General features: G+C 50.5%; 25 protein-coding genes and 1 pseudogene. 14 read left to right on the plus strand and 12 right to left on the minus strand.

All coding sequences use genetic code 11. The features are described from left to right. Positions 1 to 2: 2 nt before the first annotated feature. Together MP213Fo_RS11985 and MP213Fo_RS11990 are read left to right on the plus strand one after the other, a co-directional pair. Complete coding sequence (locus MP213Fo_RS11985; protein ID WP_421089221.1) at positions 3 to 671, plus strand: CoA pyrophosphatase; 669 nt, start codon at positions 3 to 5, stop codon at positions 669 to 671. A gap of 14 nt (positions 672 to 685) precedes the next feature. Further along, positions 686 to 1930, plus strand: coding sequence for a CCA tRNA nucleotidyltransferase (locus tag MP213Fo_RS11990; RefSeq protein ID WP_421091131.1), 1245 nt, complete (start codon positions 686 to 688; stop codon positions 1928 to 1930). Between the two features lie 115 nt (positions 1931 to 2045). Here the strand turns inward: MP213Fo_RS11990 and hemF are convergent, their stop codons facing one another. Then, positions 2046 to 2966: an oxygen-dependent coproporphyrinogen oxidase gene (hemF, locus tag MP213Fo_RS11995; RefSeq protein WP_421089222.1), complete on the minus strand. Its 921-nt coding sequence runs from the start codon at positions 2964 to 2966 to the stop codon at positions 2046 to 2048. Positions 2967 to 3319: 353 nt separating this feature from the next. Here hemF and MP213Fo_RS12000 point away from each other — a divergent pair, with 353 nt between their 5' ends. Beyond that, on the plus strand, positions 3320 to 3580 hold the full coding sequence (locus MP213Fo_RS12000) for a hypothetical protein (RefSeq protein WP_421089223.1): 261 nt from the start codon (positions 3320 to 3322) through the stop codon (positions 3578 to 3580). A 13-nt stretch (positions 3581 to 3593) separates the two neighbouring features. Here MP213Fo_RS12000 and MP213Fo_RS12005 read toward each other — a convergent pair whose 3' ends face one another. Beyond that, positions 3594 to 4055 (minus strand): tRNA (cytidine(34)-2'-O)-methyltransferase, encoded by a 462-nt coding sequence (locus MP213Fo_RS12005; RefSeq protein ID WP_421089224.1) that lies wholly within the window; start codon positions 4053 to 4055, stop codon positions 3594 to 3596. Positions 4056 to 4476: 421 nt separating this feature from the next. Between MP213Fo_RS12005 and MP213Fo_RS12010 the strand changes: the two genes are divergently transcribed. The 7 genes from MP213Fo_RS12010 (at position 4477) to MP213Fo_RS12040 (ending at position 12698) form a co-directional block, all read left to right on the plus strand. Beyond that, the gene (locus MP213Fo_RS12010) at positions 4477 to 4611 is read left to right on the plus strand and encodes a hypothetical protein (protein ID WP_421089225.1); all 135 of its coding nucleotides are present in this window, start codon (positions 4477 to 4479) and stop codon (positions 4609 to 4611) included. 345 nt (positions 4612 to 4956) lie between these two features. Further along, positions 4957 to 6813, plus strand: coding sequence for an ABC transporter ATP-binding protein (locus tag MP213Fo_RS12015; RefSeq protein WP_421089226.1), 1857 nt, complete (start codon positions 4957 to 4959; stop codon positions 6811 to 6813). Between the two features lie 153 nt (positions 6814 to 6966). Further along, the gene (locus MP213Fo_RS12020) at positions 6967 to 8835 is read left to right on the plus strand and encodes an ABC transporter ATP-binding protein (protein ID WP_421089227.1); all 1869 of its coding nucleotides are present in this window, start codon (positions 6967 to 6969) and stop codon (positions 8833 to 8835) included. A gap of 362 nt (positions 8836 to 9197) precedes the next feature. Further along, a complete protein-coding gene (gene petA, locus MP213Fo_RS12025) occupies positions 9198 to 9761 on the plus strand; it encodes a ubiquinol-cytochrome c reductase iron-sulfur subunit (protein ID WP_421089228.1) in 564 nt (187 codons plus the stop codon). Between the two features lie 20 nt (positions 9762 to 9781). Continuing rightward, the gene (locus MP213Fo_RS12030) at positions 9782 to 11059 is read left to right on the plus strand and encodes a cytochrome b (RefSeq protein ID WP_421089229.1); all 1278 of its coding nucleotides are present in this window, start codon (positions 9782 to 9784) and stop codon (positions 11057 to 11059) included. A 29-nt stretch (positions 11060 to 11088) separates the two neighbouring features. Then, entirely contained in the window at positions 11089 to 11949 is an 861-nt protein-coding gene (locus MP213Fo_RS12035; protein WP_421089230.1) for a cytochrome c1, read from the plus strand. Between the two features lie 203 nt (positions 11950 to 12152). Further along, positions 12153 to 12698: an adenine phosphoribosyltransferase gene (locus tag MP213Fo_RS12040; protein ID WP_421089231.1), complete on the plus strand. Its 546-nt coding sequence runs from the start codon at positions 12153 to 12155 to the stop codon at positions 12696 to 12698. Positions 12699 to 13069: 371 nt separating this feature from the next. Here the strand turns inward: MP213Fo_RS12040 and MP213Fo_RS12045 are convergent, their stop codons facing one another. From MP213Fo_RS12045 to rplY, 5 genes and pseudogenes are all read right to left on the minus strand, one after another. Beyond that, positions 13070 to 13564 carry a MaoC family dehydratase gene (locus MP213Fo_RS12045; protein WP_421089232.1) on the minus strand — a complete coding sequence of 165 codons (495 nt, stop codon included), beginning with the start codon at positions 13562 to 13564 and terminating at the stop codon, positions 13070 to 13072. Then, the gene (locus MP213Fo_RS12050; protein ID WP_421089233.1) at positions 13564 to 14034 is read right to left on the minus strand and encodes a MaoC family dehydratase; all 471 of its coding nucleotides are present in this window, start codon (positions 14032 to 14034) and stop codon (positions 13564 to 13566) included. Before MP213Fo_RS12050 ends, MP213Fo_RS12045 begins: the two co-directional genes overlap by 1 nt. Positions 14035 to 14191: 157 nt before the next feature. Then, positions 14192 to 15295, minus strand: a complete 1104-nt coding sequence (ychF, locus tag MP213Fo_RS12055) for a redox-regulated ATPase YchF (RefSeq protein ID WP_421089234.1) — start codon at positions 15293 to 15295, stop codon at positions 14192 to 14194. A gap of 203 nt (positions 15296 to 15498) precedes the next feature. Further along, positions 15499 to 16263, minus strand: a complete 765-nt coding sequence (pth, locus tag MP213Fo_RS12060) for an aminoacyl-tRNA hydrolase (RefSeq protein ID WP_421089235.1) — start codon at positions 16261 to 16263, stop codon at positions 15499 to 15501. A gap of 386 nt (positions 16264 to 16649) precedes the next feature. Then, positions 16650 to 16943 (minus strand): annotated as a pseudogene (gene rplY, locus MP213Fo_RS12065) (50S ribosomal protein L25); the annotation flags it as partial. A 411-nt stretch (positions 16944 to 17354) separates the two neighbouring features. On the opposite strand from rplY, the gene MP213Fo_RS12070 reads away from it, so the two are divergent. Continuing rightward, positions 17355 to 18869 carry a helicase HerA domain-containing protein gene (locus MP213Fo_RS12070; protein WP_421089236.1) on the plus strand — a complete coding sequence of 505 codons (1515 nt, stop codon included), beginning with the start codon at positions 17355 to 17357 and terminating at the stop codon, positions 18867 to 18869. A 70-nt stretch (positions 18870 to 18939) separates the two neighbouring features. Here MP213Fo_RS12070 and MP213Fo_RS12075 read toward each other — a convergent pair whose 3' ends face one another. The 5 genes from MP213Fo_RS12075 to lgt all read right to left on the minus strand — a co-directional run bounded on the left by MP213Fo_RS12075 (position 18940) and on the right by lgt (position 24292). Further along, positions 18940 to 19872 (minus strand): ribose-phosphate pyrophosphokinase, encoded by a 933-nt coding sequence (locus MP213Fo_RS12075; RefSeq protein WP_421089237.1) that lies wholly within the window; start codon positions 19870 to 19872, stop codon positions 18940 to 18942. A 410-nt stretch (positions 19873 to 20282) separates the two neighbouring features. After that, positions 20283 to 21434, minus strand: a complete 1152-nt coding sequence (locus MP213Fo_RS12080) for a M24 family metallopeptidase (RefSeq protein WP_421089238.1) — start codon at positions 21432 to 21434, stop codon at positions 20283 to 20285. 59 nt (positions 21435 to 21493) lie between these two features. After that, positions 21494 to 22285: a peptidoglycan editing factor PgeF gene (gene pgeF / locus MP213Fo_RS12085; protein WP_421089239.1), complete on the minus strand. Its 792-nt coding sequence runs from the start codon at positions 22283 to 22285 to the stop codon at positions 21494 to 21496. Between the two features lie 57 nt (positions 22286 to 22342). Next, the gene (locus MP213Fo_RS12090) at positions 22343 to 23443 is read right to left on the minus strand and encodes a class I SAM-dependent methyltransferase (RefSeq protein WP_421089240.1); all 1101 of its coding nucleotides are present in this window, start codon (positions 23441 to 23443) and stop codon (positions 22343 to 22345) included. Positions 23444 to 23446: 3 nt separating this feature from the next. Beyond that, positions 23447 to 24292 carry a prolipoprotein diacylglyceryl transferase gene (gene lgt, locus MP213Fo_RS12095; RefSeq protein ID WP_421089241.1) on the minus strand — a complete coding sequence of 282 codons (846 nt, stop codon included), beginning with the start codon at positions 24290 to 24292 and terminating at the stop codon, positions 23447 to 23449. 474 nt (positions 24293 to 24766) lie between these two features. On the opposite strand from lgt, the gene MP213Fo_RS12100 reads away from it, so the two are divergent. The 3 genes from MP213Fo_RS12100 (at position 24767) to MP213Fo_RS12110 (ending at position 26526) form a co-directional block, all read left to right on the plus strand. Continuing rightward, positions 24767 to 25060 carry an accessory factor UbiK family protein gene (locus MP213Fo_RS12100; RefSeq protein WP_421089242.1) on the plus strand — a complete coding sequence of 98 codons (294 nt, stop codon included), beginning with the start codon at positions 24767 to 24769 and terminating at the stop codon, positions 25058 to 25060. 459 nt (positions 25061 to 25519) lie between these two features. Next, positions 25520 to 26020, plus strand: coding sequence for a YbjN domain-containing protein (locus MP213Fo_RS12105; RefSeq protein ID WP_421089243.1), 501 nt, complete (start codon positions 25520 to 25522; stop codon positions 26018 to 26020). Positions 26021 to 26178: 158 nt separating this feature from the next. Next, the gene (locus MP213Fo_RS12110) at positions 26179 to 26526 is read left to right on the plus strand and encodes a tRNA-binding protein (RefSeq protein WP_421089244.1); all 348 of its coding nucleotides are present in this window, start codon (positions 26179 to 26181) and stop codon (positions 26524 to 26526) included. Positions 26527 to 26551: the final 25 nt, after the last annotated feature.

Below are 26551 nucleotides of genomic sequence, written 5' to 3' on the forward strand. Positions count from 1 at the left end.
AGATGTCTGATACAGGCTACACCGCTCAAGATTTCATGCGTAGAGTGCAGCAAAAACAACAGCATGCGCCGATTTCTGGTGAGTTTGATTCAAGCGGCCTGCCGCGCAGTGGCGATCACTTGCTCAATCCGGACTGGAGCGCGCGTGCACATGCCGGCAAAGGTGATCTGCGTGTGAAGCTGAAACCTGCTGCGGTACTGGTGCCGGTGGTTGATTATGGTGACCATGCCAGTGTGCTGCTGACCACACGCAATGCGCAGATGCGCAGCCACTCCGGACAGGTGGCGTTTCCCGGTGGCAAAATTGATGCGGATGATCTCAGCCCTGAACATGCGGCATTGCGTGAGGCCAATGAAGAAATCGGCTTGGAGGCGAGGCATGCACAAACGCTTGGCCGCCTGCCACAATATATGACCGGCAGCGGTTATGCGGTAACGCCGGTACTGGCGGTGATCAGGCGCCCGTTTGAGTTGCATGCTAACCCTGATGAGGTTGCGGATATATTCGAAGTGCCACTGAGTTTTTTGATGGATCCACAAGAGCATCAGCGCGAGAGCCGGATATTTGCAGGGCATGAGCGTTTTTATTACGCAATTCATTATCAGAATCGGACTATCTGGGGGGCAACAGCGGGTATTATCCGCAGCCTCTATGAAAGGCTTTATGCGTGACTGAAAATACGAAGATAAATCTGAATATTACCGATCGTGCGCCATGGCTGGCAGAACCGGATTTGCAGAGACTGTTGGCAGCTCTTTGCGAAAGTGGTGAGGAAGCGCGGGTGGTTGGCGGTGCTGTGCGCAACACACTGCTTAATGAACCGGTAGGCGATATTGATATTGCTTCGACAACACTGCCACATGATACCAAAGCGCGGGCTGAAAGCTGCGGTTTTAAAGTTGTGCCAACCGGTATCGATCACGGCACGGTGACTGTGATTGCCAAAGGTGTGCCTTATGAAGTGACCACTTTACGTGCAGATGTGGAAACCCATGGCCGACAGGCAACCGTGGCTTTTGGCCGTGACTGGCAGGTGGATGCCGAGCGGCGCGATTTTACCGTCAATGCACTTTATGCCCGCGCCAATGGCGATGTGATTGATCATGTTGGCGGGCTGGCTGATATTGAAAAACGCGAGTTCCGGTTCATCGGTGATGCCGAGCAGCGTATCAATGAAGACTATTTGCGTATCTTGCGGTTTTTCCGGTTTTTTGCGTGGTACGGATCAGGTCGCCCTGATGCATCGGGGTTGAAAGCCTGTGCCAAACTTAAAGTCCATTTGCAGAGCCTTTCTGCCGAGCGGGTATGGTCGGAGCTGAAGAAATTATTGTCAGCCCCTGATCCTTCGCGGGCGCTTTTGTGGATGCGCCAATCAGGTGTGCTGACGCAAATTCTGCCGGAAAGCGAAAAATGGGGCATTGATACGATCCATGGCCTGATCCTTGCTGAGCGCGATCTTGATTGGAAGCCGGATGCATTGCTGCGTCTTGAAGCGATGGTGCCACCCGATGCCGCACGCATGACCGCGCTTGGTAAAAGGCTGCGGCTTTCCAATGCGGATAAATCACGGCTCGAAAAATGGGCATTGAGCGATACACCAAAGCCTGAGCTTTCTGACATCGGGCTGATGAAGCTGATCTATGGTGGTTGCCGTCAGGCCTTGACGGACCGGATGAAACTGGCACTGGTTGCAGCGCGTATGAATGCTGAAACTGATACGCAGGCGATGGTGCGATCTGCACAATTGATGCGCCTGCTGGATGTGGCGGCACATGCAGAGGTGCCGGTATTTCCGCTCAGCGGTGCAGACCTGATGAAGTGCGGTTTAGAAAAAGGCCCCGCCCTTGGCCAGAAATTGAAAGCGCTTGAAACCCAGTGGCTGGCTTCCGGGTTTACATTGAGTAAAGCGCAATTGCTGCAGGATCTATAATCAAAAACCGCCCCGTTGAAACGGGGCGGTTTGGTTTTTAAGATGGGTAATATTGAATCTAATTAAGTGCTTATGAATATGTTTTGATGAATTGATTCATAAAGCAGCTTCACTGTTACGGCCACTTAACCACAGGCGGCATGGAAGACAGGATCGAGGCAATATTGCCACCGGTCTTGAGGCCGAAAATTGTGCCGCGATCATGCAGCAGATTAAACTCGACATAACGACCACGGCGGATCAGCTGCTCTTCACGATCAGTATCTGTCCATGGCTGATTAAAGTTCTGGCGCACAATATGTGGATAGACCACAGCAAAACAGCGACCGACATCACGGGTAAACGCAAAATCAGCATCCCAGCCGCCTTGTTCATCGGTTGAATGCAGCCAGTCGTAGAAAATGCCGCCAATACCGCGCGGTTCGTGACGATGCGGCAGGTAGAAATATTCATCGCACCATTGTTTCATACGGTCGTAATCGGCAATGCCTGCATGTTTGTTGCAAACAAAATTCAGTGCTTTGTGAAACGCTTGACTGTCTGCATCTTCCTGTGTGCGACGGCGATCAAGCACTGGTGTCAGATCGGCTCCGCCACCAAACCACTGGCGGGTGGTCACAACCATGCGGGTGTTCATATGCACAGCCGGCACATTAGGATTGCGCGGATGGGCAATCAGTGAAATGCCGCTGGCCCAATAGCGCGGATCTTCTTCTGCGCCCGGTATTTGTGCGCGGAACTCCGGTGAGAACTCACCATAGACGGTTGAGACATGAACGCCGACTTTTTCAAACACACGGCCATGCATCATCGACATGACACCGCCGCCACCACGGCCTTCATCTTTAGCCCAAGGGGTTCTGACAAACCGGCCAGCGGGCTGGTCGCTGCCCGCTAATTCGGGGCTGAGTTCATCTTCCAAAGTTTCAAAAAGAGAACAGATACGGTCACGTAATTCTTCGAACCAGTTTTGCGCCAGCTGCTTCTTCTCTTCAAGATTATCAGGCAGGATAGCGGGAAGGTCGGGACGTTGCATATTAGTTCCTTCGCTGATGTCCTTACGCGGCAGATATTATAACCTGACGGTGCGGTTAAATCTGCTGCTGTCAACATGTTATATAGACTTCATAAACCGGATTATGTTTATGAAAGCTTTCTATTTTTGGGAATTTGACAGTTTCATCCTGCGCTGTGCGCGAGGAGATATGTATCTGCAGACCATAAAATGACTCGTGTCATGGGCGATAATGCGTTATTTTACAAGAGTAGGTTGTAAGTCTTGTACAGCTTTCGCTTGTAAAGCTCTACGAACTTCGTAAGTCGTGTAATGTTTAATATGACCGCTTTTTCTTGTTGCCTTATTTTAAGGTGCGCTAAAGGAGGCCGCTGATGACATCCATACCACCTAAGCCGCCGCTGGAGGGCTTGCGCAGGCAAATGCGCAAAGCATCGTCTTCGCGTAAGCCGGATATCAGCGACGGTTATATCCGCGAGACCTTTTCATTGCCGCGCCCTGTGGCACGGCTGAAAGCGCGGGAATGGTTCGAAGCTTATCCGAAAGCTGCCTATTGGACCGAAATCGAAAGCTGGTATGTGCGCAATAATGACGTGATTGAATTTACAATCAGGCGTTTACCCAGCTCAGATTGATGTCGTTAATTGATTATCTGGAAATATTGATTTGGCGCATTGCCTCGCCGGCGGACATCGCTGTGGTAAGAGCCAGATTAAGTGAGCGTGCGCCCTCAACCATCGGAATAATAATCCGCTCATCGCTGGTATTATGCACATGATCCGGCACGCCGGCTGATTCACGCCCGAACAGCAGAATATCATCCATACGATAGCTGAAATCTGTATAGGGCTGTGCGGCTTTGGTTGACAGCAGTACCAGACGGCGATTTTCAGACAAGCGCCATTGGTTGAAATGCTCCCAATCGAGATGGCGGGTGAGCGCTGCCTGTTCAAGATAATCCATGCCAGCGCGTTTCAACCCGCGATCCGATAAATCAAATCCGGCAGGCTCAATAATATCCACCCCTAATCCAAGGCAGGCTGCCATGCGCAAGATAGTACCGGTATTGCCGGGAATGTCCGGTTGATAAAGTGCAATGCGTAATTTCATGATGATGTAAACTTACAGGGGTTGGTTACAGAGGGCTAGAGCATTTCACTATCAAGTTGAAATAGCTTGATAGCTATGACAATGCGAAAAAGCTAATATCTAGCGCGCGCGCCGGGACCCAACCTGAACGTTACCCGCTCTCGTGGCCAGCAGCGAATTTTTCTACAGTATTTTTACTTTTCCTTGAAGCAGAAAAGCCGCTCTATCTGTTAGTTTAAACGCAGTTGCGGGCAGAAAGCCGGCTCCCATTTTTCCTGAAACTGCTCAATCCGCCTGATTTTATCAATTGTGTGTAATTGGACACACTCCGCTTTGTTCTCATTCGCGACATGAGAAAATTTTGCGCAAGACTAGCGGTAAAAAAAACATGGTGCTATATGTGCCTTCCATTTTATCAGATTGACCATGCAAGGAGGCTGTGATGAGCATTAAGATTTCTTTGAATCTGTTCCCCGTAGCAGCTCCTTATGTTGTTACCATGGTGGGTGCCGCACCAATTGAACCTGCGGCCTCTTATCCTGAAGCCGCGCTGCGCTTAACAGGACTGTTAAAGTGAACGTATCGATCAGATTACCATAACCTTCCGGCCAGACATTTCCAGTTTTGCTCAAATTGTTCTGTCCTTCTGATCACTTGTCTCCGATGTCGAGTTGCACCGTCGCGATGACAGGCCTTGTGCGTTTTTTCCATCAACCTTCTGATTAAGTGTTCTCACACATTTAATTTTTGCTCATGATTTATCCTGTCCGGCGACTTTGCCTGCGTGGATTATATTTGAGTTGTAATTGCTGTCTTCCCGTCACAGTGCCGCTTTATAGGCGAAGACTGTGGGACGATGTTTTTGAGTCGCTTGCTTCTCTTGAGGCTGCTCCGGCGGGCGTGTCCCGCATTCGAGGTAAAAATGTTTCGCTGGTTTGAAAAACAACTGAAAGCCTATCCGGATGTTCCGCTTGAACAACCACCAAAAGGCCTGTTTAAATTCTGCATGTATTATAGCCGCGGTGCCTGGGGCTGGATTGTGGTTATGGCTCTGCTGACCGCACTGATCGCTATTCTTGAAGTGTCGCTGTTTGCGTTTCTCGGCAATGTGGTGGATTGGCTGAATATGCACAGCCGTGAGACCTTCTTGCAGCAAGAAGGCTGGCGGTTGGCGCTGATCGGCGGCGTTGTTCTGGTCATCCTGCCATTGGTGGTATTGCTACAATCAATGGTTCTGCATCAAACGCTGATTGGTAATTTTCCGATGCGTGTGCGCTGGCTGATGCACCGTTATCTGATCCGCCAATCGATGGTGTTCTTTCAGGATGAATTTGCCGGACGTATCTCCACCAAGCTGATGCAGACTGCATTGGCTGTGCGTGAAACGGTGATTAAGCTTGCTGATGTGATGGTCTATGTGTCGGTTTATTTTACCGGTACATTGTTCATCGCTGCCACTGCCGACTGGCGCCTGGCAATGCCGTTCGTGGTGTGGTTGTTGATCTATATCGGGTTGTTGCGTTACTTCATTCCGCGGTTGCGGGTGATTTCGCAGGCACAGGCTGATGCGCGCTCGGAAATGACCGGCCGTATTGTCGACAGTTATACCAATATTGCTACTGTTAAACTGTTCTCGCATACCAACCGTGAAGAAAGCTATGTTCGTAACAGTCTTGAGGGCTTTCAGGATACTGTAAACCGTCAGATGCGTATGGTTACGCAGTTTTTCGGCTCGCTCTATTTCATGAATTCTGTGCTGCTGTTTTCGGTCGGTGCATTAGGCATTAAATTGTGGATCGATAATGTGGCGTCTGTCGGTGCCGTGGCTATCGGTATTGCACTCTGCCTGCGTCTGAACGGTATGTCGCAATGGATTATGTGGGAAATGTCTGCGCTGTTCGAAAATATCGGCACTGTAGAAGACGGTATGCGCTCCATTGCCCAGCCACGTAAAGTGGTTGATCATGAACGTGCAAAACCGCTGGATGTTCACTCAGGTGGCATTACATTCGATCATATCGGTTTTAATTACGGCAAGGGCAAAGGTATTATCAACGACTTGTCGCTGAATATTCTGCCGGGTCAAAAAATTGGTCTGGTCGGGCGTTCAGGTGCTGGTAAATCCACATTGGTTAACCTGCTGCTGCGTTTCTATGATGTTGAACAGGGTAAAATTCTGATCGATGGTCAGGATATTGCCAAGGTCACGCAAGACAGCCTGCGCGCCAATATCGGTATGGTTACACAAGACACATCGCTGTTGCATCGCTCTGTCAGGGATAATGTCAGCTATGGCAGGCCGGATGCCACAGAAGAGATGATGCTGGAAGCGGTGGCTCAGGCGCAGGCCGATCAGTTCCTACCGCATCTCAATGATCCAAAAGGGCGTAAAGGTTTTGACGCGCATGTTGGCGAGCGTGGTGTTAAGCTCTCCGGTGGTCAGCGCCAGCGTGTGGCAATTGCCCGCGTGATCCTCAAAGATGCGCCAATTCTTATTCTGGATGAAGCAACCTCGGCGCTTGATTCTGAAGTGGAAGCAGCAATTCAGGATAGCCTGTACAAGCTGATGGAAGGCAAGACCGTGATTGCGATTGCGCATCGCCTTTCAACTATTGCAGCCCTTGACCGGTTGATTGTGATGGATCAGGGCCAAATCATTGAAGATGGCAGCCATGAGGAACTGATTGCACAGGGCGGTGTTTATGCATCACTGTGGGCCCGCCAGTCCGGTGGGTTCCTTGGCTTTGATGACGAGCAAAAACCGGTTATACCTGAGTAGCTGCTCAAGGTTCTTGTGAGCTAAAAGAGGGTTGATACGGCTTCGCTTTACACTCTAACTGCTTTTGAAGAGCTACCTTAATACTCTTAAAGAACAGCCGCTGCGTGAAGGAGCGGCTGTTCTTATGCGCAATGCTCCGAAGGGGGATGCCTGATGAATGCAATTTATCGTCTGTTTGAAAACTGGATCAATCCGTTACAAGATTTTGATGACGGACGTCCGCCGCAGACGACAATGCGCTTTCTTATGCATTATATGGCGCAGGCGCGTTGGCCGTTACTACTGGCGCTGTTTGTCGGGGGTATATTACCGCTTCTGGAAGCGGGGTTGTTTTATTTTACCGGACGGATTGTTGATATTCTTGATCAGAGCGCTTCGATGGAGCGCAGCTGGCAGGCGCTGTATGCGACTGCTGGTTTTGAATTGCTGGCTATGGGCTTTATTGTTCTGATCGTGCGGGTGCTGATGACGGCGATCAGCTCGCTGCTCGATGATCAGACGATAACGCCGGGCTTTTATAATTTAATTCGCTGGCAGGCGAATTCTTATGTTCTGCGCCAGTCCTATGCGTTTTTTCAAAATGACTTTTCCGGACGCATCGCTACCAAAGTCTGGCAGGCGGGACAGGCGGCAGGCGACCTGATTACCAGTTTTATTCAGGTGGTCTGGTTTATGATTATCTACAGCATCACCACGCTGCTGTTATTCGGACAGCTGGATTGGCGCCTTGCCGTGTTGGTGGTGGTGTGGATGGTATTGTTCGCTTGGATCGCGCGGCTTTATTTGCCGACGATGCGTAAACAGGCTGAAGCCAGCGCAGAGGCCGGCTCCCTGATTAATGGCCGAATTGTTGACAGTTATACCAATATTCAAACAATCAAGCTGAATACGCCGGATATGGATCAGGCCTATTTGCGTGCCGGTTTTGCAAGTTACATTAAAGCCATGCTGCCGTTTATGCGTACGCTGACTGGTATGCGCGTATCAATGACTGCATTGTCGAGCCTGATGATTGTGCTGGTTGCAGCCTTTGCGATTGATCTGTGGACAAAAGGGCAGGCGACAGTGGGTGAGGTCGCTTTTACACTGGGTCTGGTGCTGCGTCTGAATATGCTGCTGGGGCGACTGATGATGCAGATGAACGGGATGCTGCGCTCCTATGGCGTGATTGAAAATTCAATGCGGCTGATTTCCGCTCCGCTTGGCATGGAAGATAAGAGTGATGCCAAGCCGCTACAGATTACAGCGGGTGCGATCGACGTTGATAATGTTACGTTTCGCTATGGCGGTGAACGCAAAACCGGCGTGCTGCAAAATATCAGCCTGTCGGTTGGTGGCGGCGAACGTATTGGCTTGATCGGCCATTCGGGCGCTGGCAAAACCACGCTGATCAATCTGATGCTGCGGCTATATGATGTTGATGAGGGCGCTGTGCGTATTGACGGACAGGATGTGCGCGCGGTCACGCAAACTTCTTTGCGCGCAGCATTTGCTGTGGTAAGTCAGGAAACCGCTCTGCTGCATCGCTCTTTGCGTGACAATATTATGCTGGCAAAAGCGGATGCCTCTGAAGAGGAGTTGCGCTTTGCAGCCAGTCAGGCCGAGGCCGAAGAATTCATTGATACGCTGGAAGATTTTAAAGGCCGCAAAGCCTATGATGCCTTTGTTGGTGAACGTGGCGTGAAGCTCTCGGGCGGGCAAAGACAGAGAATCAGTATTGCGCGTGCGGTGCTTAAAAATGCTCCGATCCTCATTCTTGATGAGGCGACCTCGGCACTGGACTCTGAAGTAGAGGCGGCTATTCAGGAAAATCTTACACGCTTGATGCAGGGCAAGACTGTGATTGCCATTGCCCACCGTCTTTCCACCATTGCCCAGCTAGACCGGTTGGTGGTGCTGGAGCATGGGCGCATTGCCGAAAGTGGCACGCATGACGAGTTGATTGCCAAAAAAGGTATTTATGCGGGGCTTTGGGCACGTCAATCGGGCGGTTTTCTAGGTAAACCGGAAGATGAGGCCTAAACCACGGTTTGGTTTCAAATTATTATAATCAGCGGTTTCATGGTCAGATTTAACAGGAATTAGAATATGCCGCCGGTTATGGTTTATGTGTTTTTCAAGGCAAAAAGCGGCATTTTAATGAGCTTTGCGGCTTTGTTGCAGCAGCGGGGCTGCCTGCGACATGGTGCCGTAAGCGCGTCTGGCGACTGGACAAGCTTTTTTATCATGCCTAAACCTTGACCATAGGTGGGGGAGCTATGTCCGGTTTGTAACTGTATCACAGTTCCAACGGCTCTCAGCACACAGCGTCATCATAGATAAGACGATGTGCTCAACGGACAGCGGAGGACAGTTCAATATGCAAGTCAAAAAGGAAGTGGCACGTGAGCGCACACGACACAGCTGAGCCAACACGGCGTGATTTTCTGTACATAGCGACGGGAATGGTTGGCGTGGTCGGCGCTGCCGGCTTCGCGTGGCCATTTATCGACCAGATGCGGCCCGATGCTTCGACGCTTGCGGCGGCCTCTATTGAGGTCGACGTTTCGTCTTTGAGCGAAGGTGGATCGCTGACAGTTAAATGGCGCGGTAAACCGGTTTTCATCCGTAACCGTACGGCTAAAGAAATTGAAGATGCCAAAAATACACCAATGGCAGAACTAAAAGATCCTCTGGCACGCAATGCCAATCTGGCTGCGGATGCACAGGCAACTGATATGGATCGTACTGCCGGTGAAGGTAAAGAAAACTGGATCGTTATGATCGGTGTTTGCACCCATCTTGGTTGCGTCCCGCTTGGTGAATCCGGTGAATTCGGCGGCTGGTTCTGCCCGTGCCACGGTTCGACCTATGATACAGCAGGTCGTATTCGCAGTGGTCCGGCGCCGGAAAACATGCACATCCCGCAGTTTTCTTTCGTTTCCGATACCGTAATTAAAGTCGGCTGAGTGGTCGGAGGAGAAATTTTATGAGCGGCGGACATTCTTCTTATACGCCAAAGACCGGTATTGAGAAATGGGTTGACGAACGGCTGCCATTGCCGCGCCTCGTCTATGATTCATTTGTTGCCTATCCGGTTCCGCGTAACCTGAACTATATGTATACTTTCGGCGGTATTCTGTCTTTCATGCTGATTGCACAGATCCTGACCGGCGTTGTACTTGCTATGCATTATGCAGCATCAACACAGCTGGCTTTTGACTCCGTTGAAAAGATCATGCGTGATGTCAATTCCGGTTGGTTGCTGCGTTATATGCATGCCAATGGTGCATCCTTCTTCTTCATCGCGGTTTACCTGCATATTGCTCGCGCCCTTTATTACGGCTCATACAAAGCGCCGCGCGAGTTGTTGTGGATTCTCGGTGTGGTGATTTTCCTACTGATGATGGCAACTGCTTTCATGGGCTATGTGTTGCCTTGGGGACAGATGTCGTTCTGGGGTGCCACAGTTATTACCGGTTTCTTCACGGCGTTTCCAATTATCGGTGAACCGATCCAGCAGTTGCTGCTTGGCGGGTTTGCTGTTGATAATCCGACCCTGAACCGTTTCTTCTCACTGCATTATCTGCTGCCGTTCATGATCGCCGGTGTGGTTGTCCTGCACGTATGGGCATTGCATGTGACCGGACAGACCAACCCGACCGGTATTGAAGTTAAAACAAAGACAGATACATTGCCGTTTACCCCTTATGCGACGATTAAAGACGCGTTCGGTTCGGTAGTTTTCTTCCTGTTCTTTGCATATTTCATCTTTTATATGCCGAACTACCTCGGCCATGCGGACAACTATATCGAAGCGAATTCGCTGGTAACACCTGCGCATATTGTTCCTGAGTGGTACTTCTTGCCATTCTACGCAATGCTGCGTGCCATCACTTTCAATGTCGGCCCGATTGATTCAAAACTCGGCGGCGTTCTGGTGATGTTTGGTTCGATTGCAATCCTGTTCGTTGTGCCTTGGCTCGATACTTCGAAAGTACGTTCTGCAGTTTATCGTCCTTGGTTCAAGCTGTTCTTCTGGCTGTTTGTGATCAATGCGGTTTTCCTCGGCTGGCTCGGTTCGCGTCCTGCTGAAGGTATCTATACCTTCATGGCGCAGCTCGGTACCTTGTATTATTTCGCATTCTTCATTGTTATCATGCCGGTTCTCGGCCTGATTGAAACGCCGAAGCGTATGCCAAACTCCATCACTGAAGCCGTTCTCGGCAAAGATGATGAAGCGGCATCAGCAGACGCCAAAGCCTGATTGCCGGACAAGATAGGAAGAGTACAGTTATGAAAATGTTCTTTACCGGTCTTGCTGCTCTTGGTCTTGCAACAGCGCTCACTTTGGGCGCTGTTCAGGCCGATACGGCAGCCAGCGAAGCGGAACCGGCGCATTTCCCGATCAAACATCCGATACAGGAAAGCTGGTCGTTTGCAGGTCCTTTTGGTACTTATGACAAGGGGCAGCTTCAGCGTGGTCTGAAGATTTACAAAGAAGTCTGCTCGGCTTGTCATTCTATGAAGCTGGTACCTTTTCGCACATTGAGCGATCTGGGCTATGATGAGGATCAGATCAAAGCCTTTGCTTCGGAATATGAAGTGCAGGACGGCCCGAATGCTGAAGGTGAAATGTTCACCCGTGCAGCACGTGCCGGCGATTATTTCCCGTCACCTTTCGCCAATGCGGAAGCTGCAGCGGCAGCTAATAATAATGCGGTTCCGCCTGATTTCTCACTGATTGCCAAGGCGCGCGGTGTGGAACGTGGTTTCCCGACATTTGTGTTTGATATTTTCACACAATATGCGGAAGCGGGCCCGGATTATATCCATGCGCTTTTGACCAGTTATGATGAAACACCACCTGCCGGCATGGAAATTCCGGAAGGCACACATTATAACCCTGCCTTTATTGCCGGTAAGTCTTTGGCCATGGCCAAGCCTATCAGCGACGGACAAGTGACTTATGATGACGGTTCACCAGAAACTGTTGAGCAATATTCACGCGACGTTTCAGCATTCCTGATGTGGGCCGCAGAGCCTCATATGGAAGCCCGTAAGAAAACCGGTTTCCGTGTTATGGTATTTCTGCTGCTGTTTGCAGGGCTTGTTTATGCAGCCAAGCGCCGTGTTTTCGCCGGTGTTAAGCATTAATCAGCCAGTACAGGTTGTTTATAAAGTTTAAAAGGGCGCTTCATGCGCCCTTTTCTATGTGACTATGACTAAAATAAGCTATGATAAAATTTAACATGTCACCATGAAAGCGCTTCATCAAACTGATCGTTAAACTGGCGATGATGGTGGTGCTCTGACACTGCGACAGTGCTATTTCAGATTATAACAGGTAAGGATCTGCCATGAATGACGAGACCAGCGCGTTTCTGAAGGCTTCTTTGCGGACGATTCCGGATTATCCGCGTCCGGGCGTACAATTTCGCGATGTGACGACATTGATGGGTAATCCGCAGGCATTTCGCCGTGCGATTGATGAACTGGTTTTTCCTTTTGCCGGTGGCAAAGCCGATAAAGTTGCCGGTGTTGAAGCGCGCGGATTTATCCTTGGCGGCGCAATGGCGCATCAGTTGTCTGCTGGTTTTGTTCCGATCCGTAAGAAAGGAAAACTGCCTTTTGAAACCGTGCGTATTGCCTATAGTCTTGAATATGGCATTGACGAAATGGAGATGCATAGCGACGCTATTCAGCCGGGCGAACGGGTTATTCTGGTTGATGACCTGATTGCCACCGGTGGCACTGCTGTGGCGGCTGTACAGCTGCTCAAGAAGATGAAAGCCGAGATTGTTGCTGCCTGCTTCATTATCGACCTGCCGGATCTTGGTGGCCGTAAGAAGCTGGAAGAGCTGGGTGTGCATGTGCGCACATTGCTGGAATTTGAAGGCGATTAAATTATATAAAAGCCTGCCGGTAGAGCATTTCACTATCAAGTTGATTCAACTTGATAGTTATGAGAATGCGAAAACTATAAACCTAGAGCGAGCGTTGCGATCCAACATGATCCTTACCCGCTCTAGAGCATTTCACTATCAAGTTGAATCAACTTGATAGTTATGACAATGCGAAAAAGCTAAAATCTAGAGCGAGCGTTGCGATCCAACCTGATCGTTACCCGCTCTAGAGCATTTCACTATCACGTTGATTCAACTTGATAGGTATGACAATGCGAAAACTATAAACCTAGAGCGAGCGCTGCGATCCAATCTGATCGTTACCCGCTCTAGCAAGGTTTTTGATTCTAGTGATTGAAATAGTCTGGCGTTTAAGCGCTTGGTGGCAGCTTGACCAGAGCGGCGCTGTCAAACTCCATCACCCGCTCGCCATGCTGATTGGTGGCGGTTGCATGATGGTTCAGCATCGACCAGCCGGGTTTGGTGGCCAGCGGCCGTATACCGGTGATCTGTACTGTATAAGCAATCACATCGCCGGGATAAACCGGCTGTAGCCAGCGCAGGTTTTCAAAGCCGGGTGAAGGGCCAAAGGCCGGCGGCGTTTCTCCGCGCTCCATACAAAGTTTGATCATGCCGCCCATTGAGCGCACATTAAGCTTCATCCATACAGCGGCTGTATGCCAACCGGATGCACAAAGCCCGCCAAACAGGCTGGATTTTGCAGCTTCAGGATCGGTGTGAAACGGCTGTGGATCATATTTTTCAGCAAATCGGATAATTTTATCGGCAGTAAACTCATAAGTGCCAATGAGGACTGTTTTGCCGATATTCTCTTCGAGCAGGGATGGTTTGGTTTCACTACTCATTATTTTTTCTCCTGACCTGCAACACGCATGAAAACCGAGCCCTGCATTTCACACACTACAGTATCATGCTGGTTGGTAACGGTGTGACTAAGGCGCATAATGCCGAGCGTTGGCTGTGAGCGTGATATGCGTTTTTCAAGAATGGTTGTGGTAGCCGAGATCACATCGCCAACGATCACTGGTTTCAGCCATTTTACATATTCAAGACCGGGCGCGCCTTGGCTATCAGAGTGACGGATATATGTGTCATTCATCATCCGCATCAGCATAGCGCATGTGTGCCAGCCGGAAGCCGCAAGGCCACCCAGAATACTGGCTTTACCGGCTGCTTCATCGAGGTGAAAAGGCTGCGGGTCAAACTCTGCGGCAAAAGCGATCACTTCTTCTGCCGTTACAGTTTTAGAGCCGAGAGGCAGGCTGCTGCCAACAATAAAATCATCATAGGTGAAATGGTGTGGGGTTTGGCTCACCGGTGATTACCTCCGCGCATTCGTCATTGATGCTGTAAGATCTGTCTCAGGCACTACTCTAGGTTTTTTGACGTAAACGTCAAATGATCTTTTGCTAATAGGCACAGATACAAAAAAGCCCTGCAGAGCAGGGCTTTAATTGCAGTTTACTAGGTTGTTATGTGTTGAATTTAAACATCAGCACATCGCCGTCCTGCACCACATATTCTTTGCCTTCATCGCGGGCTTTACCGGCTTCTTTGGCACCGGATTCGCCTTTGTAGGCAATGTAGTCGTCGAAGGCGATGGTTTGCGCGCGGATGAAGCCGCGTTCAAAATCTGTATGGATAACACCGGCAGCCTGCGGCGCCTTTGCACCACGATAAACGGTCCATGCGCGAGTTTCTTTTGGTCCGGCTGTGAAATAGGTGATCAGATCAAGCAGGCTGTAACCGGCGCGGATCAAACGGTCGAGACCAGGTTCTTCCAGACCCATTTCACCGAGAAACAGCTGGGCATCTTCATCCGGCAGCTGAGAGACTTCTGCTTCAATGGCTGCAGAAATAATAACCGATTGCGCACCTTGTTCCGCAGCCATTTTAGCGACAGCTGTGGTGTGCTCATTGCCCTGTGCAGCATCGGATTCAGCCACATTGCACACATAGAGAACCGGCTTGGAGGTCAGAAGGTTCAGACCTTTAAGGATCAGCAGATCGTCTGGCGCAATATCTTTGAGCAGCATGCGAACCGGATCGCCGTTTTGCAAAAGCTTCAGTGCATCTTCCATGATCGGCAGAACAGTGGTGGCTTCTTTGTCCTTGCTGGAGGCGCGCTTGCGGATCTGTACAATGCGGCGCTCAAGGCTTTCAAGGTCGGAAAGCATAAGCTCGGTTTCAACCGTCTGCGCATCGGAAACCGGATCAATACGGCCTTCAACATGGGTGATGTCGTCATCTTCAAAACAACGCAGCACATGAACAATAGCATCAACTTCACGGATGTTAGCGAGGAACTGGTTGCCCAGACCTTCGCCTTTGGAAGCGCCGCGCACCAGACCGGCAATATCCACAAAGTTAATGCGGGTCGGGATCAGTTCTTTTGAACCGGCAATGTCTGCGATCTGGCGCATACGATGATCCGGAACTGCAACTTCACCAGTATTTGGCTCGATGGTACAGAAAGGATAGTTTGCAGCCTGTGCCGCAGCCGTTTTGGTCAGCGCATTGAAGAGGGTGGACTTGCCAACATTTGGCAGGCCAACAATACCGCATTTGAAACCCATGATAAAACCTTATCCGGTCTGAAGCTTAATCCCGTGAAAACGCCCCGTTAGGGTGCCGGTTTCCGGTAAGGGATTATGCGTTAAAATAAACAGAACATTTGACATTGCCTATGCGCTATGGGGCAAGCACAGGTCAAGGGCAACTGCACTTATTGGGCGTAAAAGCCGCTGAAAACTGACTTGCTGTGGCATAAACAGATTTATCAGTTGTCTTTTTTGCCAAACAGTCTGGCCAGCATATCGGCCATCGGGCCTGAGGCGGGGAGTTTTATGACGCTGCTTGGAGCATTGTTGTTATTTTGCCGTGCCTGCCGGATATGGCTCTGCGCTTTGGGGACGGGTTTGGCGCCAGTGTCTTTTACGACCGGTTTGGTCGTGGTCTGCTGACCGCCCAATGCCAGAGTAAGCTTATTCATCAGGCCATTATCGTCTTTTTTAACCAGATAAGCGAGATTGTCTGACAGGGCTGAAAATAACAAATCCAGCCACTCATTATCGACCTTTGCAAAATCGCCCAATACATAATTATGCACCAGTTCTTTGGCGCCGGGATGGCCGATACCAAGGCGCAGACGACGATAATCCTTACCGCCCAGCAGTCCTTGCATATGCGCATCAATAGATTTGATACCATTATGCCCGTTGGCACCGCCACCAGCCTTAATGCGCACTTTGGCTGCGGGTAAGTCCAGCTCGTCATAGATCACAACCAGATCGTCCAAAGCCAGCTTGTAAAACCGCATGGCCTCACCAATAGACTGGCCGGAGAGGTTCATAAAGGTTTGCGGCTTGATAAGCAGAACCTTTTCACCATCAATGGTGCCATCAGCAATCAGTGCCTTGAACTTTTTTACCCATGGGGAAAAGCGGTGGCGTGCATGTATCGCATCGACAGCCATGAAGCCGATATTGTGACGGTTTCTGGCATATTGTGAGCCGGGATTACCAAGGCCAGCTATGAGCAACATGGTTGCCTCCGAAAGAGTATCAGTCACATTGATTGACAGGACAGTTCAGTAAAGAACCTGCTGATTGCCTTTTAGAGCGTTTTTACTTTTCTTTGAAGCAGAAAAACCGCTCTATCTGTTTGTTTAAGCGCAGTTTCGTACGGAAGGCCGGTCCCCGCATTTCCTGCAGCTGCTCTAGAGCGGGTTGCGTTCAGGCTGGATCGCAGCGCTCGCTCTGGATTTTAGAGTTTTCGCATTGTCATATCCATCAAGCTGATTCAACTTGATGGTGAAATGCTCTAGCAGGCAAAAGCTGTACCACAAACAAAAACATCTCCGGTATGAACCGGAGATGTTTTTTATAAACAAAGCGGCCATAAAGACTGCCTGAATATACTGCCAGATTACGCTACGCGGATAAAGTCCACGTGGAGCGGGGTATCCTTAACGCGATCCATCTGGTAGTCTTTTGGCTGAACTTTAATGTTCTGGCCATCAACTTCGATCATGAATGTTGTGGACTTAAAGCCACCGCCGTAAATCAGGTAATAGATTGTTTTATAATCTACTGCGATTGAAATAACCGGCTGCTTGTCACCATAGATGACTGCTGGAATCTGACCGTTGTTGCGAATGATCCGGGAGGACCCCTTACCAGCCCGGTCGCGCTTTACGGCCTTGAGCACTTTGGTCTCGCTCATAGCATTTCCTTTCGAGTATATTTGGAGTGTCTCAAAAACTCATAGGAGATTCTGAAACATGATATCCTCGTCAGAAACGCAGCAAAAACAACGATAAGGCGAAAATATCATTCCGCGCTGCCTCCAAGGGTGTCTACGCGGATGGGCTCTCATAAGGTATTAACGGCTTTGACGCAAGTTTTTGTGCAATGCGGTGGTGTTTTGCGCCACGGTAAATGCGGCATTTAATGGCAATGCAGGGGATAAGCACCAAAAAATGTGAATTCAGGGGATTGGCCTGAATAAATGCACCAGCTTGTGCGGGCTTGGTGTTATGTTTGATACCTGTTAGAAACAGGCTATATCCCGAATCTTATTTCATGCAGCCCCATTCGTGCGGGCGCTTTTTCACGTGTATTGCAGGAGGCACTTATGAAGGTCGGCATCGACATGGGAGCCACGCCAAACGGCACCGCAGCTATGCTCGACCTTGAAGAGCTGCTGGCCACACGCTTGCTGGTACAGGGTAATTCCGGTTCCGGTAAATCTTATCTGCTGCGCCGATTGCTCGAGCAAAGCGCGCCTTGGGTGCAGCAATGTATTATCGATCCTGAGGGCGATTTTGTTACCATGGCCGATGTCTATGGCCATGTGGTGGTGGATGCAGCGCGCACCGAGGGTGAGCTTACCCGTATTGCCGCGCGTATCCGTCAGCATCGCGTGTCGGTGGTGGTTAATCTTGAAGGTCTTGAAATTGACCAGCAGATGAAGGCTGCCGCCGCATTTCTCAATGGTATGTTTGATGCAGACCGCGACTACTGGTATCCGATGCTGGTGGTGGTGGATGAAGCCCAGCTTTTTGCACCGGCTGTAGGCGGAGAAGTCTCTGATGAGGCGCGTAAAATTTCATTAAGCGCCATGACCAATCTGATGTGCCGCGGACGTAAGCGCGGCCTTGCCGGTGTTATTGCCACGCAGCGTTTGGCTAAACTTGCTAAAAACGTTGCAGCTGAAGCCTCCAATTTCTTAATGGGCCGTACCTTTCTTGATATTGATATGGCGCGTGCTGCCGATCTTTTGGGCATGGATCGCCGCCAGGCGGAGCAGTTCCGTGATTTGCAGCGCGGACATTTTGTGGCCTTGGGGCCTGCATTATCACGTCGTCCATTAGCGATTAAAATCGGTAAGGTTGAAACATCAGCGCGGTCTTCCAGTCCGAAACTGATGCCGATGCCGGATTCACATATTGATGCCGCTGATCTGATTTTTACGCCAAGTGCCAGTGAAGCCAAGATGATTGTGCGCCGTCCGCCGCCACCACCGCCGCCGCCGAGGCCAACGGCTGAAATTCTGGCGCAGGTGGTGAAAGCCAAACCGGAAGCCGAGCAGCCTGATGAACCACTGTTTCCGGGGTTGATGGAAGCAGAGCGTGAAGAGCAGATTGATAAGGTGATGACCGAGATCATTGAAGATCCGGAGGCGGCCTATCGCACGGTTGCTGTGCTTTATCAGGATTTTCTGGTGCGCTGCCGTATTCACCGCATCGCGGGCGAGCCATTGGCGCTGCCGGCATTTCGCCGTCGCCTTGCCGTGGCGCAAGCGAGTGGCGGCGAGGGGATGATTGATGATGAAAAGTGGCAGACCGCTTTGCAATTGTCGGAAACCCTGACCGATGACGTGCAGGGTGTGTTCCTGATTGTAGCGCAAGCCGCCGTTAAAGGGGCAGCGTGTCCCTCAGATGCGACATTGGCACGTGCCTATGGCAGCCACTCAACCAGCCGCGCACGGCGTTTGCTGACTTATTTTGAAGAGCGCGGTTTGCTGGTGGTGCGCAATGATTTTACCGGCATGCGCATTGTGGCATTTCCGGATATGGGGTGCGAAACCGCTGCCGGTGATCCGAACGGCCCTGATGAGGGGGCTGAAAGCGCTGAAGCAGCCGAGTAAATTTTAACAATACAAAAAAGGCGGTGAAGATATCTTCACCGCCTTTTTCAATGGGGTATTAAGCGGCTTTTCAGTCGAACAGGCTGGATACGGATTCTTCCGCAGCTGTACGGGCAATCGCTTCACCAATCAGGTCAGAGATCGAAAGCACGCGGATATTATGCGCCTGATCAATAGCTGCTGTTGGCTGGATCGAATTGGTGATCACCAGCTCTTTAAGCTTGGAAGAGGTGATACGGGCAATAGCACCACCGGAGAGAACACCGTGCGTAATATAGGCAGTAACGCTGGTTGCGCCTTTTGCAAGCAGGGCTTCAGCTGCGTTGCAGAGCGTGCCGCCGGAATCAACAATGTCGTCGAACAACAGGCAATCTTTACCGGTGACATCACCGATCACGTTCATCACTTCTGATTCACCTGGACGATCACGGCGCTTGTCAACGATAGCAAGCTGCGCATCGATGCGCTTGGCCAGTGAGCGGGCACGCACCACGCCGCCGACATCTGGTGAAACAACCATAACATTGGAAGTGTCGTAATTGGCTTTAACATCACGGGCAATCACCGGAACCGCATAGAGATTATCGGTCGGGATATCGAAGAAGCCCTGAATCTGACCGGCATGCAGATCAAGTGTGAGAACGCGGTTGGCACCGGCTTCAGTGATCAGATTAGCAACCAGCTTGGCAGAGATCGGGGTACGCGGACCCGGCTTACGATCCTGACGGGCATAGCCGTAATAAGGGATCACTGCGGTGATGCGGCGCGCTGATGAGCGGCGGAACGCATCAATCATGATCAATAGTTCCATCAGATGATCATTGGTCGGATATGAGGTGGACTGAAGAACGAATACGTCTTCACCACGAACATTTTCCTGAATTTCTACGAAGATTTCCTGATCTGCAAAACGCTTAACTACGGCTTTGCCGAGTGGGATATTGAGATGTTTTGCAACAGATTCTGCTAGGACACGATTGGAGTTGCCCGCGAAAAGTTTCATGCTTTTTTGCCTCTGGCGCTGGTTTGCCGAACGCATGTCCCTGTGGTGCAATCTGCAACGGTCATGCGCGGATTCCCTGTATCCGGGTGAGTAGAGAAGACCTACCGGTTGCGAGACCGGTCAATCCCATACAGTTTCAAAGTCACAGCAGCAATGCGAGACCGCGTTTTCTCATGGTCTGCAATGCTGGCTTAATGAGCGGCGTTTTACAAAGCTTGGCCAGTATTGCAAGGGTACAAAAGCCGCAGGGCACCATTAATGCCCCGATATTTTCATAAACTTGCATTTTCATACTGTTTATAGGCCAAAAAGACACGCTTGTCTGAATTATATGGCAACAGGCTTAACGACAAACAAGAGGCGGGCGGGGATGAGTCTCTTGTAATCTGCGCCGTTGATCGTGGTTTTCTTCACACAATAATCAGGTCGAGGCTGCTTTTCGACAGGCTTTGCGCAGGGCCGTTGGTTGTCAGATAAGTCTGCCCCAGCGTCATTGCGGTATTGGTTTCAGAATCCATGATGATCATATGTGCAAAAAGCGTCATATCCGGTTCAATGCGTTCGGAATTGCCGGAATAAAACATTTGCGGGTCCATCCATGAAGGCGTGAAGCGGGCACCGACAGAATAACCGCAGGCATTGAGCCGGTGCCGTGTCAGCGAATGGGCTTCAAGCACCTTGGCATGGGCATCAAACACATCACCAAAGGTTGAGGCGGGCGTCATAGCGGCTTCAACAGCCATCAGCGCTTCATGTGCTGTCTGATAGAGTTCTTCATGACGCTTGGTTGCCTTGCCGGTTAGAACCGTGCGCATCATTGGCGCATGGTAATGACGATAAACACCGGACCATTCCAGCGTGAGCTGGTCGTTTTTATGCAATTGGCGTCGACCGGCTTTGTAGCGGCACAGCAGGGCATCTGGCCCCGAGCCGATAATATATTCATTGGCAGGAAAATCGCCGTCACCGAGGAAATTGGCTTCCATCATGGCGGCCAGAATATTAGCCTCATTGGCATTGCTGCGAACCTGCCCCAGCGCTGCATCATAAATCGCATCGCTCAGCGCTGCAGCTTTGCGGGCATAGTCTACTTCTGCCGGGCTTTTTAACAAGCGTAAACGGTCGATCATGCCGGAAGCATCAATAATCTTGGCAAAGCTTGTGAGCTGCTCATCAAGTTTACGGCCATTGGCGGCGGTCAGGCCATGGGTCTGATATTCAACCCCGATCCGGCAGCCAAGAAAATCCATCTCATTGAGAAGATTGCGTAGGTCAACTGCGGGATTGGCATTTTCGCGGTCCGTCCATTGCACAATATTATCGATTGTGGAGGTGTGACGCGCCTGTCGCAAATCTGCCGAACGGGTCATCAGCACCATAGTGCCGTCTTGTTTGACCACAAGGCATTGGAAAAAACAGAAGCCGAATGTGTCGTAACCGGTGAGCCAATACATGCTTTCCTGAGAGAAGAGCAGCATTGCATCCAGTTTGTTTTCAGCCATCGACAGCATCAGTCTGTCGCGGCGGGCAGCAAATTCTTCCGGTGCAAAATGAAGCGCCATGATTGTCTCCGCAGGTGTAAAACAGAAGTCGGTACTTCCGGATTCATATAAGGAAGTATTTACTTCCGGATGGCAATGGCGGCAATCTGGCGCCCGTAATCCGGCTCCTTGCGATGGGTGGTACGGCGATACGAGAAAAACCGCGCTTCATCAGCATAGGTGCACAAATCAAGGGATGCTGCCTGAACACCGCTCGCGGACAGACGATCAACGATAAACTGCCAAAGATCAAACATTTTACGTCCCCGATTGGCAGAAGGGCGGAAATATTGTGCATAATCTTGATTGATTGCGGTGAATTCGGCAACAAATTCAGCGCCGACCTCGTAATTGTCCTGACCGATACAAGGCCCCAGAACTGCACGGATTTTTGATCTTTCGCCGCCGAGATTAACAATGGCCTCGACCGTGTTTTCAAGAACGCCACCCAGCGCACCGCGCCAACCAGCATGGGCGGAGCCGATAATGCCGGCATCCGGCTCACAAAACAGCACAGGGCCGCAATCTGCACTCAAGCTGCCCAGAATCAATCCCGGAACATTGGTGACCATGGCATCGGCCTGCGGACGTGGTGAGGGCAGCGGCTCCGTGATGGTTACAACAGTTGGTGAATGGACCTGATACAGCGTTTGCAGGCTTTGTGCCGGCAGATCAAAATAACCGGCCACACGGCGGCGGTTTTCCTGCACGCAATCCACATCATCTTTAGAACCGATGCCGACATTCAAACTGTCGTAAATACCGGAAGATACACCACCCTGACGGGTGAAAAAGCCATGCGCAATACGGTTATTGGTTTCCAGCAGGGGAGAGCGGAGCGGAGCGGGCAGACTGGTGTTGCTGGTCATCATTGTCTCTCTCAATAGGACGTCTGAAAAATATAGGCTTAGCAAGAATGGCTAGTGTCATCAGGTGTTCAGTGGTGCAGAATAGGTAATGCTGAGGGTTTTGAACAGGATGCCCATTTGATCTGGTGCCGCAAGACGCTCAACATCGTCGCGTATCTGCTCTTGCACGACGACAGATTTGCCCGCACCAAGCTGGCCAGCGCGGCTTAACAAGCCCATAGAGAGCAAGAACGCACCTTGCTCTTCAGCCTTGACTGTACAACCCAGATTTTCGGCAATGCTACGCAGTGCGGCAAAATCCACATGGGTGGTAATATCTGCCTGACCTGGTGCCGTGAAAACATCCTGAAACTGATGCTGATAGAGTGCTTGTAAAGTGTCGCCGAAACCGGCCTGATGTGAACCATAATCAATCAGCAAGGCTGCGCCGCTATGCTGCCTGAGACGCTCGCAAATCTGCTGCATTAATGCCGAGCGCGCCGGTGATACTTCAAAGATTGTGCCGTCCGGCGCTGTTTCGTGTCCCGCTGGGAGTAAACCGGCATCAATGCCGCCGGTGCCAATACCAAAGCATAATTGCGGCTCTGTAGTGTCACTGACACGAACCATGCGCTCGACAAATTTGCCCTGATTTTTGATGAATTGATGATCCGGCAATGCATCGAACAACTCGTTGGCAATCAGGATCAATGGTGCGTGCGGCACAGTTTCAAGGCTCTGATGCCAATTAATATCAGGCGCAGTACCCTTTAGCTTTTTCTGCTGCACGCTGGTGAGGCGGGCGCTGGTTTCAACCATCGCAATTTGAGCGCCGCGCATCATCTTTGGTGCAAGCTTAGTGACTGCACGAAGCAGATCACTCATCAGAGTGCCGCGACCGGGCCCGATCTCGCAGATGACGCAGCTGTCAGGTTCACCCAAAGCCTGCCATTGGCTAATAACCCAAACACCAATTAACTCACCAAACATCTGGCTGACTTCCGGTGCGGTGATAAAATCGCCCTTTGCACCAAATGGCTCACGGGTCATATAATAACCGCCGTCATGATCTGCGAGGCAATAGGCCATGTAATCGGCAACCGTAATTGCTCCGCCATTGGTGATAAGTTTGATCAGGCGTTGTTTGAGCTTATCTGCTGCAAGAGCTGAAATGTCTGACATCAATCATGCTGCCTTTGCTGCAGCGCGGTTCGCCCGCAGCATTGCCCATAGGCCGATCAGCACCATTGGCACGGACAGGATCATGCCCATGGTCAGCCAGCCGCCGAGCAGATAGCCCAATTGCGCATCCGGCTCGCGGAAGAACTCGACAAGAATACGCGACAAACCATAACCGGTCACAAATGCACCGGCGATAAAGCCCGGAGCTTTGAGCTTTTTGCCCTTCCAGATCAGCACTGCAAGCACGATGAACAGCACGAAGCCTTCAAGGGCTGCTTCATAAAGCTGGCTCGGATGGCGCGGCAGCGGGCCGCCATTGGGGAAATACACGGCCCATGACACATCGCTAACGCGACCCCAGAGCTCGGAATTGATGAAATTGGCTATGCGCACAACACCGAGACCAATCGGCACACCGGCGGCAATCGTATCAAACATGCTCCACACAGGGATATCGCGTTTGCGGGCAAACAGGATCATGGCAATGGTGGTGCCAAGTATGCCGCCATGGAACGACATGCCGCCATCCCAGACTGCGGGAATTTGCAACGGATTGCTGAGATAAAAAGAGAAGTTATAAAACAGCACATAGCCGAGACGGCCGCCGATCACCACGCCGAGCGCTGCCCAGAGCACAAAATCATCCAGCGCTATCGGCTGCATCGGCGCATTATTATTCGGCCACAGACGCGCATTATTGATCAGTTTTTTGCCGTACCACCACGCAAATAAAATGCCGATGACATAGCCGATCCCATACCAATGAACCGAGAAGGGCCCGACTGAAAACAGTACCGGATCTATGGCGGGAAAAGGCAATGCAGCCATAATGATCTGCGGTTCGGTCATGGTCGTCTCCGTTCAGGCGGCAATCTTCCAGCCATTATTATCGGTTCAGATAAATCGGCTATTTTCAGGCGGCACGTTTTAATCGCTATCAGGCATAGCGAATTTCAGCTCAGGATAAAAGTCTGTTGGTTTGATGGCGCTGATTATCATCAATTAACGTTGTTTATCGTTCTGGCTTAAGGTTTACTTAAAACCGACATTAAACAGCTATAGAACTGCACTAGAGCATTTCACTATCAAGTTGAATCAACTTGATAGATATGACAATGCGAAATTCTAAAATCTAGAGCGAGCGCTGCGATCCAACCTGATCGTTACCCGCTCTAAGCAGCGTAACATATGCTATATTTTGAAAATGCAGGATTGCGGTCTTGCATCAGCCAGAATGCAGGCTTATTTCAAATAAACGTAATTCCTGCCTATGGTGGGGTAATATAGTTCGCCGCCTGTGGCGGGTTAGCAAAAGGTGATCCCATGAGCAACGCTACCAGTAAAGTTCTTGATGAACTCGCAAAACTCGTCACTGATACTGCCGGTGCCGCACAGGGCGTGCGCCGCGAAGTGGAGACAGCAATCCGCTCACAAGGTGAGAAGCTGCTGAACACGCTGGATGTTGTGCAGCGAGAAGATTTTGAGGCAATGCGTGAAATGGCGGTTAAAACCCGCACAGAAAACAGCGCCCTGACAGTTAAGATTGCAGAGCTTGAAGAGCGTATTGCTAAAATCGAAGCTGCACTGGTTGAAAAAACTGCTAAAAAAGGCGCTTAAGCCTCTTAAATATAAATTATTTTTTAACTTTTTATACACAGGCAAGAATGCCTAAAAATCGTTATTCCAGAATCGGTTACGGCGGCGCCCCTTCGGGCGCCGTTTGTTGTTTCCACATGCTTTGTTGGTGGTTTTGTAAAAAGGGCTGGTACTCTGACTCAGCATCAATAGACTGAAAACACTACATGATTCGTAATTGAGTTGTGGAGCATAGCAGAAGCGGGGAACGGCAGAGCCTGGGCTCAACCGTTAAGATCCGGTTGCTGCGATAGTGTAGCAGTCATGTGTTTGCGCGTGTGTTAGAGGCGGAGTTGTCGAGTAAGCAACATTGTCTCGGCCTATTAACCAGTGTGTCCTTTGTGTGGCAATTGCCGCGAGGGCTGCACTCCGGCTTGATGTTTTAACAGCCGGAATCCGGATGTCGCTTATTATTAGCGTATCCAAAGACAGGGAACGAACATGAACCTTCTTGAGCTTGATATCGCTCGCGATGCACATCCTGTGGATGTCATTGAACAGGTTGCGCACACCAATGACTGGGCATTTGACCGTACCGGCGACGATGAAATTGCGGTTTCTGTTGTCGGGAACTGGACTGATTATCATCTTTCATTTTCGTGGATGGAAGAGTTTGAAGCGCTGCATTTGGCTTGTGCCTTTGATGTCAAAGTGAGCGAACCGCGCGTGAATGAAGTCTTGCGTTTGCTCTCATTAATCAATGAGCAAATGCTGATGGGGCATTTTGATCTGTGGCGCAATGAAGGGGCGATTATGTATCGCCAGTCCTTGCTGCTCGCAGGTGGCGCCAAGCCAACCAGCCGTCAGGTTGAGGTGTTGCTGGCAAGTGCATTGGAAGCGTGTGAATGCTATTATCAGGCATTCCAGTTTGTGGTGTGGTCCGGGGTATCGGCTAAGCAAGCCCTAGAGAGCGTGCTGTTTGAAACGGTAGGCCGCGCCTGATCAAAGCCGGAGTGCTTTGCTTTGGCTTGGCGCTCTGAAAAACATTTCAGCGACAGTTGCTGCACAGCGCTGTCGCTGAAGCTTGTTATGTTATGAGGAATTTACCTTTGATCAGGTAATCAGGTAAAATAAGACCGTTAAGTTTGGAGGATAGAATTGTGTCGGAACATCAGGAAATCAGTTTTTCGGATTTTGAAAAAGTGGATATTCGCACCGGTACAATTGTGGACGCGCAGGTTTTTGAAAAAGCCCGCAAGCCTGCCTATAAGCTGAAAATCGATTTTGGCGAAGAGATTGGCATCAAAAAATCCTCGGCACAGATTACAGTTCACTATACACCTGAAACACTGGTGGGGCGCCAAATTCTGGCGGTGGTCAATTTTCCGCCGCGACAGATCGGCCCGTTTATGTCGGAAGTTCTGACGCTCGGCTTTGCTGATGAAAATGGTGATATTGTGCTGGCTGCAACGGAGCAGACTGTTCCGAATGGTCGCAAGCTGATCTAAACCTACGTTGTTGTTTGCTCCGGCA

Origin of the sequence: Pseudochrobactrum mosebachae (genome assembly GCF_048914685.1) — a bacterium.
In the GTDB taxonomy this organism is placed as follows: Bacteria; Pseudomonadota; Alphaproteobacteria; order Rhizobiales; family Rhizobiaceae; genus Pseudochrobactrum.